Raw genomic sequence first — 12231 nt, 5'->3', positions numbered from 1 at the left:
GCCCTGCATCTCGTCACGGCCGCGCCTGTTTTCGGTCTTGCGCGCCGGGAAAGGACCGCGATAGTGTCAACTAATGCTGACACTCGCGGTCGACCACCGGGTTGCGCAAGAGATCGATCGGCGCCCGCACGCCGTCGTGGTCGGCTCGGGCTTCGGCGGCCTCGCCGCGGCGGTCCGGCTGGGCGCGCGCGGCTATCGGGTCACCGTGCTGGAGCGACTCGCGCAGCCCGGGGGACGGGCCCGCGTCCACCGGCAGGACGGCTTCACCTTCGATGCCGGGCCGACCATCGTCACGGCGCCGCAACTCTTCGAGGAACTCTGGCAGCTGGCCGGCCGCAGGCTCGCCGACGACGTGACGCTGGTGCCGATGGATCCGTTCTACCGGATCCGCTTCGCCGACGGTTCGTCCTTCGCCTACAGCGGCGACCTCGACCGCATGCGCGCCGAGGTGGCGCGCTTCGCGCCGGACGACGTCGCGGGCTACGAGCGCTTCATGGCGCACAGCCGCGCCGTGTGCCGGATCGGCTTCGAGCAGCTCGGTCACGTGCCGTTCGGCAGCGTCGGCGCGATGCTGAAGATCGCGCCCGACCTGGTGCGCCTCTCGGGACACCGCTCGGTGCACGACGTGGTGTCCCGCTTCATCCGCGACGAGCGGCTGCGCACCGTGTTCAGCTTCCACCCGCTGCTGATCGGCGGCAACCCGTTCCGGGCCAGCGCCATCTACTGCCTGATCGCCGACCTCGAGCGGCGCTGGGGGGTCCACTTCGCGATGGGCGGCACGGGTCAGCTGGTCGACGGGCTGGTGCGATTGGTCCGGTCGCAGGGCGGCCGCCTGCGCCTCGGCGTCGAGGTCGCGCGAATCCGCGTGGAGGGGGGGACGGCCACGGGCGTCGACCTGACGAGCGGCGAGACGATCGCGGCCGACCTCGTGGTGTCCAACGCCGACTCGGCCGTGACGCACGCGCGCCTGCTGCCGGAGGCGCAGCGCTGGAGCGCGCGGCGCCTCCAGCGCGCGCGCTCCTCGATGGGGCTGTTCGTCTGGTACTTCGGCACAAAGCGGCGCTACCCGGCGGTGGATCACCACACGATCCTGCTCGGGCCCCGATACCGCGGCCTGCTCGCCGACATCTTCGACCGCAAGGTGCTGGCCGAGGACGCGAGCCTGTACCTGCACCGGCCGACCGCGACCGATCCGAGCCTGGCCCCGCCGGGTTGCGACGCCTTCTACGTGCTGGCCCCGGTTCCCAACCTCGCCGGCGGCCAGGATTGGCAGTCCCTCGCCGAACCGTATCGGCGCCGGATCGCCGCCATGCTGGAAGCGAGCGTGATGCCCGGCCTGACGGAAGACCTCGTGACCTCGAAGGTGACGACGCCGCTGGATTTCCAGGACGACTTCCTGAGCTATCGGGGATCGGGGTTCGGCCTGGAGCCGGTGCTGACGCAATCGGCCTGGTTCCGTCCGCACAACCGGTCGAACGCGATCCGCAATCTCTACCTCGTCGGGGCCGGCACGCATCCGGGTGCGGGCCTCCCGGGGGTGCTCTCCTCCGCCCGCATCCTCGACAGCGTGGTCCCCGATGCCCGCGTTACCGCCTGAATTCGCCGCCGCGGCCGACCGCACCACCTGCCGGGTGGCGATCCGGGCCGGCTCGAAGAGCTTCTTCGCGGCCGGCCAGCTTCTTCCGGCCGACATGCGCGAGGCGGCCTACGGGCTCTACGCCTTCTGCCGGCTCTCCGACGACCTCGTCGACGATGCCGCGAGTCCGGCCGACCGGCGCAGCGCGGTGGCGCGTCTCGAGGCCCGGATCGCCCAAGCCTATGCCGGCCGTCCCGCCGATGCCCCGGCGGACCGCGCCTTCGCGGCGATCGTCGCGGCCCACGCGATCCCGGAGGCGCTGCCGCGCGCGCTAATCGAGGGCTTCGCGTGGGATGCCGAGGGCCGGCGCTACGCCGACCTCAGCGCGCTCCACGCCTACGCCGCCCGGGTGGCGGGCTCGGTCGGGGCGATGATGGCCCTGATCATGGGCACCCGCGATGCCGACGCGCTGGCCCGGGCCTGCGACCTCGGCGCGGCGATGCAGCTCACCAACATCGCGCGCGACGTCGGCGAGGACGCGCGGATGGGCCGCCTCTACCTTCCGCTGGACTGGATGCGGGAGGCCGGCCTCGATCCGGACGCGTTCCTGGCCGATCCGCGGTCGAGCCCGGCGCTGGCCGGCGTCGTGGCCCGTCTCCTCGCCGAGGCCGACAGCCTCTACACCCGCGCCGAGGCCGGGATCGCGGTGCTGCCCCGCGGCTGCCGGCCCGCGATCCGAGCGGCGGGACTGATCTATGCCGAGATCGGCCGGGTCTTGGCGGCGCGGGGCTACGATTCGGTCCGTCACCGCGCCCGGGTCACGACCGGGCGGAAACTCGTCCTGATCGCCCGCGCGATCCGCACGCCCGCGGACGCGTCCGGTCTCGGCACGGGGCCCCTCGCCGAGACGGCGTTCCTGATCGAGGCGGTGAAAGCCGAACCGTTCCTGCCGGCGCGCGAGCGACCGGCACTGCGGCCCTGGTGGGACGTGGGCGGCCGGGTCGTGCACGTGCTCGACCTGATCGAACGGATGCGCGAGCGCGAGGCGTTCGGCCGCTCCGCGCCGTCCTGACCAACGCGCCGGAGACTCACCGGTGCGTGACGGGCTGTTCGCCGCCTTCGATATCGGCCTCGTCTTCGCCCTGGCGCTGGGTATCGGGATCTGGCAGCTCATCGCGGTCCGCCGCAGCATCCGCCGCGATCGGGACGGCAACACGGATTGAAGCGCCGCGCCGACGAGGCGGAGAGCCCCCGATTGGTGAAGGATCCGCCGGCCGATCGCCTGCGACGCTGCCGCCCTCATCCACCGCGACCGCGCGGTCGGCCGCCGGATACCCAGCGACCTTCCGCATAGCCTCCGCGTCGCGGTCTCGCACTCCGGACATGGCGAGGCAGGGGGAGCCGACGGTGACGGCGTGCGTGACGACGTCGACCACAGTCACGGGCGGTATCGGCCGGGACTCACTGGAGATGGCGAGTATAGGTATCGCCGGCCGCCGCCTTGAGCGCCGCGCCAGCCTCGCGGCCGATCCGCTCCGCCTCAGCGACACTCCCCTGCCGGGACGCGGCCCAGTGGCGGCTTCCGTCGGGCAGGAACAGCAGCCCGTCGATCCGCAGGTCGTCCCCGTCGATCTGCGCGAGCGCGGCGATGGGCGTCCGGCACGAGCCGTCGAGTTCCGCGAGCAGCGCCCGCTCGGCCGACACCGCGATGGCGGTCGGCGCGCAGGCGACGGGCGCCAGGAGCTCGCGGATCACCGCGTCGTCCGTGCGGCACTCGATGCCGAGGGCGCCCTGCGCCACCGCCGGCAGCATCTCCTCGACCGACAGGACGCTGCGCGCCATGCTCTCCAGGCCGAGGCGCTGCAGGCCCGCCAGGGCGAGGAGCGTCGCGTCGCATTCGCCGGCCTCGAGCTTGCGCATCCGGGTATTGGCATTGCCCCGCAGCGGCACCACCCGCAGATCGGGCCGCCGCATCAGCACCTGCGCGCCGCGACGGAGCGACGAGGTCCCGACTCGGGCGCCCGCCGGCAGCCCCGCCAAGCCGTCGGCGTGCGGCGACAGGAACGCGTCCCGCGGGTCGTCGCGCGCGAGGATGCAGGCGATGGTGAGACCGTCGGGGAGCCAGGTCTCCACGTCCTTCATGGAGTGCACGGCGACGTCGACCTCGCCGGCGAACAGGGCCTGCTCGAGCTCCTTGGTGAACAGGCCCTTGCCACCGATCTCCGACAGGGGCCGATCCAGGATCTTGTCGGCCACGGTCGTCACGACCACCAGCTCGGTCTCGAGGCCCGGATTGGCCGCCACGATCCGGTCGCGCACCATCCCGGTCTGCGCGAGCGCCATCGGAGAGCCGCGGGTGCCGATGCGCAGGGGGCGGTTCAACATCTGGTTCCGGATCATTTCGCTGGACGAGACACTGTCTTATAGACCGAGCGCGGCGGCAGGCCACGGTCCGCCGACCGGTTTCCGGCCAGTGTCTCGCCGCCGTGAAGCCGGTCCCGCCCCGCTTTCGCCGGACTGCGCGCCTAGCGGGACGCCGGTGGGCTTTAGAACCAACAGGTCTCATCACGATGCTGATCATGCCGAGCCGACGGCAGTTCCTGACCGGGCTCGGCGTGGGTGCCGGTCTCACCGCCGCGACGGGCGTCTACGCCTTCGACGTCGAGCCGCTGCACCGGCTGGTGGTCACGTCCTACGCGCCGACCCTGCCGCGCTGGGACCCGGCGCTCCGCCTTCGGGTGGCGGTGCTGGCCGATTTCCACATCTGCGAGCCGTACATGCCGTTCGACCGGGTGGCGGAGATCGTGGCGGCCACCAACGCACTCGAGCCCGATCTGGTCCTGCTGCTCGGCGACTACCCGGCCGGGCGCATCGCGTGGCGCAAGCTGCCGCTCGACCAGTTCGCCCGGATGATGACCGAGCTGAAGTCGCCTCTCGGCACGCACGCAATCCTCGGCAACCACGACTGGTGGGACGACCACGCGGTCCAGCGGGCCGGCCGAGGCGTTCCGGCGGTCCGGCGCCTGCTGGAGGCGCAGGGCATACCGGTGCTGGAGAATCAGGCCGTGCGCCTCGCGAAGGACGGGCGACCCTTCTGGCTGGCCGGGCTCGGTGACCAGCAGCCGTTCTTCAACGCGTGGAGCTCGTTCAGCCTCGCCGACCTGCCCGGAACGCTGCGGGCGGTCACGGACTCGGCGCCGGTGATCCTGATGGCCCACGAGCCTGACATCTTCGTCTCGGTGCCCGACCGCGTCTCCCTGACCCTCGCCGGCCACACCCACGGTGGTCAGGTCCGGCTGTTCGGCCACGCGCCCGCCATCCGCAAGGTGCGCGGGCACGATTATTCCTACGGCCACGTCATCCAGGACGGCCGCCACATGATCGTCTCGGGCGGCTTCGGGATGAGCCGCATCCCGGTCCGGATGGGCGTCCCCCCGGAGATCGTCCTCCTCGAACTCGGCACATCGGACGCGGCCGCCAGCTGATCATCCGATGGTCGAGGAAGCGCCGCACGAACGCCGCCGGCCGCCGCGTCGGCGAAGTAGATCCAGGTCGCGCGCAATGGATGTCCCGCCGCCGATCCCGATCCCGCGATTCACGACGGTAATCCGCAGGCATTGATGACGGTTTGACACACCGAGAGGTGCGTGAGAGCGTCCCGCGTCGATTCGATCTGGGGACGCACATGCCGATCCTGCTCGGCCTCATCGGGATCATCGTCGCGGGACTGTTCTGGATCTTGCGGACGCACGGGACCGTGAAGGGCCTGCAGGAGGTCAACCGGGACACGAAGGGGCTTCAGCGCCGCGCCGTCTCGACCTTCGAGAGCCTCGTGGGGACGCCGTTGCAGCGCGTCCGCGACCCGCGCCTGGCGGCGGTGATCCTGATGATCCAGCTGGTCCGGACGGGCAGCCCCCTGACCGCCAGCGAGAAGACGCGGATCCTCGAATACATGGAGACGCCGCTGGAGGTGGATCGGATCTCGGCCACTTTCGAGCGGGCCTGGGGCTACACGCAGGCGCGGCTGCCCTTCTCGCAGGCCGCCGACGCCCTGGCGCCGCTGCTGCGCGACGCGCTGACGCCGGCCGAGCGGGGGGAATTGATCGCGATGCTGACCCAGGTGGCCGGCGCGCACTCGCCGCCCAGCGAGTTGCAGCGCGAGGGCATCGCCCGCCTCAAGCGGCGCCTCCTCGTCGGCGAAAGCCCTGTCCTGGTCCAGAAGCGGGGCGAGTCCGCCTCCTGACCCGGAGCGGGTGAGGTCGGGCGCGCCGGAACGCCGCGCCGCTCGCATTTCCAGCCTGGAGCGCTACCTCGCGGAGATGCGCGCCTTTCTGCCTCTCCTCGTCTTCACCGCCCTCTCGGCCGGCTCCGGCAACGCGTGGGCCCAGTCGTGCGACGCGCTGGTCGACAAGGTCACGGCCGAGACGGCGGCCAAGACGTCCGAGCGCCGGAGCGACTACGCGAGCTTCACGGCCGGTCCGGACATGACCCTGACGCTGGCTTGCGGCGCGCCGGACCTGTCCTCGGTGGGCGCGCAGTTTCGCGGCGCCAACCCTCCCGACACATACTACGACCTGTTCGGCCACGCCGGTCACGCGGTGACCGGCATCGATGCCGCCGTGATCACCGAGGCCGCGCACCGCGCCCAGGCCACGGCCACGAAGCTCCGGCACAGCAACATCGACCTCGGCGGTGCCCGGGTCACCTGTTCGGCGATGGTATCGCCCGACAAGGGCCCTCTGACGCTGTGCGCGGTGATCGAGAACAGCAACCGCAGCTGAGGCCGGCGGCGGCAGCCGCCGACCCGCGCGCCCGCTCAGAGCGGGATGTTGTCGTGCTTCTTCCAGGGCTGCTCCATCTTCTTGGTGCGGAGCATGCCGAGGGCCTTGGCGATCCGGCGCCGGGTCGAGTGCGGCATGATCACCTCGTCGATGTATCCGCGCTCGGCCGCCACGAACGGTGAGAGGAAGCGGTCCTCGTACTCGCCGGTGCGCGCCGCGATCTTCTCCGGATCGCCGATCTCGCTTCGGAAGATGATCTCGACGGCGCCCTTCGCGCCCATCACCGCGATCTGCGCCGTCGGCCACGCGTAGTTCACGTCCGCGCCGACGTGCTTCGACGCCATGACGTCATAGGCGCCGCCGAAGGCCTTGCGGGTGATGATCGTGACCAGCGGCACCGTCGCCTGCGAGTAGGCGAAGAGCAGCTTGGCGCCGTGCTTGATCAGGCCGCCGTACTCCTGCGCCGTACCCGGCAGGAAGCCCGGCACGTCCACGAAGGTCACGATCGGGATCCCGAAGGCGTCGCAGTAGCGCACGAATCGCGCGGCCTTCCGCGAGGCGTCCGAATCGAGCACGCCCGCGAGCACCAGCGGCTGGTTGGCCACGAAGCCGACCGTGCGGCCCTCGATCCGGCCGAAGCCGGTGATGATGTTGCGCGCGTAGGCGGACTGGATCTCGAAGAAGTCACCCTCGTCCACCACGCGGCGGATCAGCTCGCCCATGTCGTAGGGCTTGTTCGGGTTGTCGGGGATCAGCGTGTCGAGGGACGCGTCGATCCGGTTGACGTCGTCGAAGCTCTCCAGCTCCGGCACGCCGTCGATGTTGTTGGCCGGCAGGAAGTCGAGGAGGCGACGGATCTGCAGGATCGCCTCGACGTCGTTCTCGAAGGAGCCGTCGGCGATCGACGACTTCGTCGTGTGGACCTTGGCGCCGCCGAGTTCCTCGGCGGTCACGACCTCGTTGGTGACGGTCTTCACCACGTCGGGGCCGGTCACGAACATGTAGCTCGTGTCGCGCACCATGAAGATGAAATCGGTCATGGCCGGCGAGTAGACGTCGCCGCCCGCGCACGGACCCATGATCACCGAGATCTGCGGGATCACGCCCGAGGCCATGACATTGCGGCGAAACACCTCGCCGTAGCCGCCGAGCGCGGCCACGCCCTCCTGGATGCGCGCGCCGCCGGCGTCGAAGATGCCGATGATCGGCGCGCGCATCTTCAGCGCCATGTCCTGCACCTTCACGATCTTCTGGGCGTGCGCCTCCGAGAGGGAGCCGCCGAACACCGTGAAGTCTTTCGAGAAGAGGAAGACCGTGCGGCCGTTGATCGTGCCCCAGCCGGTCACGACGCCGTCGCCGGGAATCTTCTGCTTCTCCATGCCGAAATCGGTGGAGCGGTGCTGCACGAACATGTCGAACTCCTCGAACGACCCGTGGTCGAGGAGGAGTTCGATGCGCTCGCGCGCCGTGAGCTTGCCGCGCTTGTGCTGGGCCTCGACGCGCTTCTCACCGCCGCCGAGCCGGGCCTGCGCCCGCCGCTCTTCGAGCTTGTCGAGGATATCCTTCATGGCTGTTCCCGCCCTTCCCCTGCCCGTGACCTGCGACCCGGATCGGGCCGGGTCCAAGCTTATGCGTTCACCGATCGAGCGCCCTTAGCACGCGCTTTTCGGGTGGCAAACCGACGCGGGGAGCCGCACGATCAGACCTTCGGGGGATGGGGAGTAATGGTGGACGGTGCAGGGATCGAACCTGCGACCTTTCCCGTGTGAAGGGAACGCACTACCGCTGTGCTAACCGTCCGTACCGGCTTGCCGCCTGAGCGCACGCCATCGTCGCTCGCCGTCGAGGGCGTCGCTACCCGGTGGCGGGCCTTCTAGAGCGCGGCAGGCCGCGGCGTCAAGCGCGGCCGGAGATGTTTGGCGACGACCGGGCGACCGCGCGCTGGCCCTGCGAGATCCCGGTGCGTCGCGGCCGGGCGCGGCCCTCTCGGACCGGGAGGCTCGCCATCGTGTGCACGCGTGAGGTTGACAAGGCCGCCGACCCGGTGCGCTGTGCGGGCATGCACGAGGGGCGAGCGGGCGCGAAGCCCGGCAGCGACGTGACGGCGGAGGGCGCGGCGGAGCCGGGGCGGCCGCGCGTCGCGATCACCTACTGCACGCAGTGCAACTGGCTGCTCCGCGCGGCCTGGATGGCGCAGGAACTCCTCTCCACGTTCCGCGACGATCTCGGTGAGGTCGCCCTGGTCCCGGCCACCGGCGGCACATTCCGCATCGAGCTGGGCTCCGCGCTCCTGTGGGAGCGGGTGCGCGACGGCGGCTTTCCCGATGTGAAGGCGCTGAAGCAGCGGGTGCGCGACCACCTCGACCCGGCGCGCGATCTCGGTCATATCGATCGGTCATGAGGCGAGGGAACGGCGACGAGCCCGCGGGGCGCCGCGGGCAGGGGACGGACCCCGCTTGAGTCCGGACCATCAAGCCGAAGGCGCGGGCGTCCCCGCGGTGATCCCCGTGCGCCGCTCCTGGCTGTCGCGGCGGCTTCACCGCTTCGGGCGGAACGGCTTCTCCACCCAGGTCTACCTCGTCGCACTGGTGATCGCGCTGATCGGTCCGGGCCTGCTGTTCACCGGCATCCTGCTGATGCGCTACGCCTCGGCCGAGCGGGCGCGGTTCGAGCAGGACGCCCGCGAGAACGTGCGCGGCATCGGCCTGTCCCTCGACCGCGACACTGCCGGCCTCGTGTCGGTGCTGCAGACGCTGGCGACCTCGCCGCGGATCCGACAGGGCGAGTTCGAGGCCTTCGACGCCCAGGCGCGCCTCGTCCGCGAATCGATCGATCTGGACGTGCTCCTGCGCCGGCCGAACGGGCAGGAGGTGGTGAACACCGGCGTTCCGCGCGGCGCCCCGATGCCGATCGTCACGCTTCCCTTCGACCAGGACCTGGCCCGCGGCACCCAGCGCGCCATGGTGAGCGGCTACGTCCCGGGCCCGATGCCGGGCGAGGCCACCTACGCGGTCGGTGTACCGGTGATGGTCGACGGGGAAGTCGGCTACATCCTGAGCTTCACCGTCCCGCTGTCGCGCCTCCAGGGCATCCTGTCGCGCGAGGTCGTTCCGGGTTGGACGACGGGAATCAGCGACAGGTCCGGCATCGTACTGGCGCGCCTGCCGGATCCCGACGCCGTCGTCGGCAAGCAGCGCCTCGCCAGCCTGCGCCAAGTGCAGTCGTCGACCCCCGGGGTCTGGGAGGGCCAGGACCGCCAGCACAAGCCCGTGGTGGTGATCGAGGCGCGCTCGCGGCTCACCGGCTGGATGGTGGCGACCAGCATCCCGCAGGCCCTCGTCGACGCGCGGGTGCGGCGCTGGATCTGGGCCTTCGCGGGCTTCGGCCTTCTGGTGCTCGCCACCTCGTCGCTCCTGGCGGTGAATCTGTGGTCGCGGGTCTCGCGCCCCCTCCGCTTGCTGGCGGCGTCCGGGCCGGCCCTGGCCCGGGGCGAGGCGATCCCGCGCGTGTCGTCGCCGGTGCACGAGATCCAGCGGCTCGGCGTCGTGCTGTCGGAGGCGTCGCTGCGGCTGCGCACCCGCGAGGAGGAGCGCGACCGGGCGCTGGCCGAGACCAAGCGCGGCCTCAGTGCCCTGAGCGAGTCCGAGGCGCGCTTCCGGCACATGGCCGATTCGGCGCCCGCCCTGATCTGGATGACCGACGAGACCGGCGCGGTCAGCTTCGCCAACCTCCATTTCGAGCACCTGTTCGGATTGCCGGCCGCGCGGTTCAACGACGACGGCTGGCACCAGATCGTGCATCCCGACGACCTGGAGAGCTTCCGGACCGCCTTCACGGAGGCGTTCGAGGCCCGGGTCCCGTTCCGCACCGAGTCGCGGGTGATCGACCGGACGGGGGCGGTGCGCTGGCTCCAGTGCGAGGGCGTCCCGCGGCTCGACGACGCCCAGAACTTCCTGGGCTACACCGGCTGCAACATCGACATCACCGACACGAAGAACGCCGAAGAGCACCTCCTGCTCCTGATCCACGAGTTGAACCACCGGGTGAAGAACACCCTCGCGACGGTGCAGTCGATCGCGGCCCAGTCGCTGCGCGGGCTGGAGGGGGCGGAGGCCGATGCGGCGCGCGCCGCCTTCGAGGCGCGCCTCCTCGCCCTGGCACGGGTGCACGACGTCCTGACCCGGGAGAGCTGGGAGGGTGCGGAACTCTCAGCCGTCGTGGCCGACGCGATCCGGCCGCTGGAGGCCGGCGACGGTCGGGCGTCGCGCTTCAAGGTTCAGGGACCGGCCCTACGGCTGCCGCCGCGGCTCGCGCTGTCCATCGCCATGGCCCTGCACGAGCTCGGCACGAACGCGGTGAAGTACGGGGCGCTCTCGACGGAGGGCGGCACGGTCGAGATCTCCTGGACGGTGCGGCGCCTCGAAGAGATGCAACTCTCGCTCCGCTGGTCCGAGCGGGGCGGGCCGCCGGTCAAGAAGCCGACGCGGACCGGATTCGGCTCGCGCCTGATCGAGCGCAGCCTGGCGCGCGAGCTCGCCGGCGAAGTCGTGCTGAGCTACGAGCCGACCGGCGTCGTGTGCACGATCGATGCCCCGGTCCCGCCCCCGGGCCTCCTCGAGCGCAAGGGCGTCGCCGCGCCCACGCGGATCGCGCCGCTACCCCTCGCGGGCTAGGCCGGCACGGCGCGCGGCCCATGGTGCGAACCGCCCGGCGCGGCGTCCACCGTCAGTGGTACGGATCCGCCGCGTCGCGCAGCCCGTCGCCCATGAAGTTGAACGCCAGCACGGTCACCAGCACGGGCAGGACCGGCAGGAGCAGCCAGGGGTAGAGCTGAACCGCCGCGAGATTCTGCGCCTCGTTGAGCAGCACGCCCCAGCTGGTCACCGGCGGCCTGAGACCCAGGCCCAGGAACGACAGGGCGGTCTCGCCGAGGATCATGGTCGGGATCGACAGAGTCGCCGAGGCGATCAGGTGGCTCATGAAGTTCGGGATCAGGTGGCGGCCGATCACCCGTGCGGGCGAGGCGCCCATCAGCTCGGCAGCCTGGACGAAATCCTCCTCGCGCAGCGCCAGGAGCTTGCCCCGCACCGCCCGCGCCAGCCCCGGCCAGTCCAGCAGCCCGAGGATCACCGTGATGCCGAAGAAGATCAGCAGTGGGCTCCAGTTCGGCGGCAACGCCGCCGACAGTGCGAGCCAGAGCGGCAGCTCCGGCAGGGAGCGGACCACCTCGATCAGCCGTTGGACCCCGGCGTCGACGAGGCCTCCGAAATAGCCCGCGATGCCGCCGAAGAAGAGCCCGAGCGCGAACGAGATGGCGACGCCCACGAGGCCGATGGTGAGCGAGATCCGCGCCCCGTAGATCATGCGCGAGAACAGGTCGCGCCCGAGCTTGTCGGTACCGAGGAGAAACAGGGTACCGGTGTCCGGCGGGCAGACGAGGTGAAGGTCCGTGTGGACGAGCCCGAGCCAGTCGTAGCCGTCGCCCCGGCAGAGAAACCGCAGCGGCTGCGGAGCGGACGCGTCGACCTTGTAGTCCCGGCGGAACGTGTCGAGATCGAGATGGGCGCGGTACGGGTAGACGAACGGTCCGACGAATCGGCCCTCGTGGAACAGGTGAACGCCCTGCGGCGGCGCGTAGAGGAAATCGCCGTTCCGGCGGGCCTGTCCGTAGGGCGCGAGCTGCTCGACGAACGGCACGGTCGCGTAGAGCGCGAGCAGGATCAGGGCAGAAGCCACGGCCAAGCGGTGGCGCAGGAACTTGCGCAGGATGAGCCGCCACGCGGAGGCCGTGGCGACGGGGCTCTCCCCCCGGGCCTCCGGCTCGAAGGGCGCCGGATCGACGAAGTGTCCGGATGCGGGGAGCGCGTCGGTCAT

The 12231-nt window shown here is 71.1% G+C and carries 11 protein-coding genes and 1 tRNA gene; 8 read left to right on the top strand and 4 right to left on the bottom strand.

The genetic code is table 11. From position 1 onward, the window contains the following. Positions 1-73: 73 nt before the first annotated feature. The 3 genes from ACLBXO_RS00990 to ACLBXO_RS00980 are packed head-to-tail and all read left to right on the top strand — an operon-like array spanning position 74 to position 2799. Complete coding sequence (locus ACLBXO_RS00990; protein WP_447684197.1) at positions 74-1597, top strand: phytoene desaturase; 1524 nt, start codon at positions 74-76, stop codon at positions 1595-1597. Beyond that, entirely contained in the window at positions 1578-2648 is a 1071-nt protein-coding gene (locus ACLBXO_RS00985; RefSeq protein ID WP_447684196.1) for a phytoene/squalene synthase family protein, read from the top strand. Before ACLBXO_RS00990 ends, ACLBXO_RS00985 begins: the two co-directional genes overlap by 20 nt. Before the next feature lie 22 nt (positions 2649-2670). Then, a complete protein-coding gene (locus ACLBXO_RS00980; RefSeq protein WP_447684195.1) occupies positions 2671-2799 on the top strand; it encodes a hypothetical protein in 129 nt (42 codons plus the stop codon). A gap of 238 nt (positions 2800-3037) precedes the next feature. On the opposite strand, the gene hemC is transcribed toward ACLBXO_RS00980, so the two are convergent. After that, positions 3038-3961, bottom strand: a complete 924-nt coding sequence (hemC, locus tag ACLBXO_RS00975) for a hydroxymethylbilane synthase (RefSeq protein ID WP_447684194.1) — start codon at positions 3959-3961, stop codon at positions 3038-3040. Positions 3962-4146: 185 nt separating this feature from the next. On the opposite strand from hemC, the gene ACLBXO_RS00970 reads away from it, so the two are divergent. The 3 genes from ACLBXO_RS00970 to ACLBXO_RS00960 all read left to right on the top strand — a co-directional run bounded on the left by ACLBXO_RS00970 (position 4147) and on the right by ACLBXO_RS00960 (position 6357). Then, positions 4147-5061 (top strand): metallophosphoesterase, encoded by a 915-nt coding sequence (locus tag ACLBXO_RS00970; protein ID WP_331317940.1) that lies wholly within the window; start codon positions 4147-4149, stop codon positions 5059-5061. A 200-nt stretch (positions 5062-5261) separates the two neighbouring features. Next, positions 5262-5819 (top strand): tellurite resistance TerB family protein, encoded by a 558-nt coding sequence (locus ACLBXO_RS00965; protein WP_447684193.1) that lies wholly within the window; start codon positions 5262-5264, stop codon positions 5817-5819. A 76-nt stretch (positions 5820-5895) separates the two neighbouring features. Beyond that, entirely contained in the window at positions 5896-6357 is a 462-nt protein-coding gene (locus tag ACLBXO_RS00960) for an ABC transporter ATPase (RefSeq protein ID WP_331317944.1), read from the top strand. 35 nt (positions 6358-6392) lie between these two features. On the opposite strand, the gene ACLBXO_RS00955 is transcribed toward ACLBXO_RS00960, so the two are convergent. Then, on the bottom strand, positions 6393-7925 hold the full coding sequence (locus tag ACLBXO_RS00955) for an acyl-CoA carboxylase subunit beta (protein WP_020091972.1): 1533 nt from the start codon (positions 7923-7925) through the stop codon (positions 6393-6395). Positions 7926-8082: 157 nt separating this feature from the next. Beyond that, positions 8083-8157: transfer RNA gene (locus tag ACLBXO_RS00950), tRNA-Val, on the bottom strand. Positions 8158-8416: 259 nt separating this feature from the next. On the opposite strand from ACLBXO_RS00950, the gene ACLBXO_RS00945 reads away from it, so the two are divergent. Both ACLBXO_RS00945 and ACLBXO_RS00940 read left to right on the top strand, forming a co-directional pair. Continuing rightward, positions 8417-8758: a SelT/SelW/SelH family protein gene (locus ACLBXO_RS00945; RefSeq protein ID WP_447684192.1), complete on the top strand. Its 342-nt coding sequence runs from the start codon at positions 8417-8419 to the stop codon at positions 8756-8758. Positions 8759-8864: 106 nt separating this feature from the next. Then, a complete protein-coding gene (locus ACLBXO_RS00940) occupies positions 8865-11030 on the top strand; it encodes a sensor histidine kinase (protein ID WP_447684191.1) in 2166 nt (721 codons plus the stop codon). A gap of 52 nt (positions 11031-11082) precedes the next feature. Here the strand turns inward: ACLBXO_RS00940 and ACLBXO_RS00935 are convergent, their stop codons facing one another. After that, positions 11083-12231, bottom strand: coding sequence for an ABC transporter permease (locus ACLBXO_RS00935; protein ID WP_331317949.1), 1149 nt, complete (start codon positions 12229-12231; stop codon positions 11083-11085).

It is taken from the genome of Methylobacterium sp. C33D (assembly GCF_053345825.1).
This window is presented reverse-complemented; position numbering and strand designations above follow the sequence as displayed.

Bases quoted from the DNA above. Each gene is read 5' to 3' on its own strand.
- hemC (WP_447684194.1), bottom strand. From the start codon at position 3,961: ATGTTGAACCGCCCCCTGCGCATCGGCACCCGCGGCTCTCCGATGGCG.
- ACLBXO_RS00935 (WP_331317949.1), bottom strand. From the start codon at position 12,231: ATGACCGACGCGCTCCCCGCATCCGGACACTTCGTCGATCCGGCGCCC.
- ACLBXO_RS00970 (WP_331317940.1), top strand. From the start codon at position 4,147: ATGCTGATCATGCCGAGCCGACGGCAGTTCCTGACCGGGCTCGGCGTG.
- ACLBXO_RS00945 (WP_447684192.1), top strand. From the start codon at position 8,417: ATGCACGAGGGGCGAGCGGGCGCGAAGCCCGGCAGCGACGTGACGGCG.
- ACLBXO_RS00985 (WP_447684196.1), top strand. From the start codon at position 1,578: ATGCCCGCGTTACCGCCTGAATTCGCCGCCGCGGCCGACCGCACCACC.
- ACLBXO_RS00955 (WP_020091972.1), bottom strand. From the start codon at position 7,925: ATGAAGGATATCCTCGACAAGCTCGAAGAGCGGCGGGCGCAGGCCCGG.
- ACLBXO_RS00965 (WP_447684193.1), top strand. From the start codon at position 5,262: ATGCCGATCCTGCTCGGCCTCATCGGGATCATCGTCGCGGGACTGTTC.
- ACLBXO_RS00990 (WP_447684197.1), top strand. From the start codon at position 74: ATGCTGACACTCGCGGTCGACCACCGGGTTGCGCAAGAGATCGATCGG.
- ACLBXO_RS00960 (WP_331317944.1), top strand. From the start codon at position 5,896: ATGCGCGCCTTTCTGCCTCTCCTCGTCTTCACCGCCCTCTCGGCCGGC.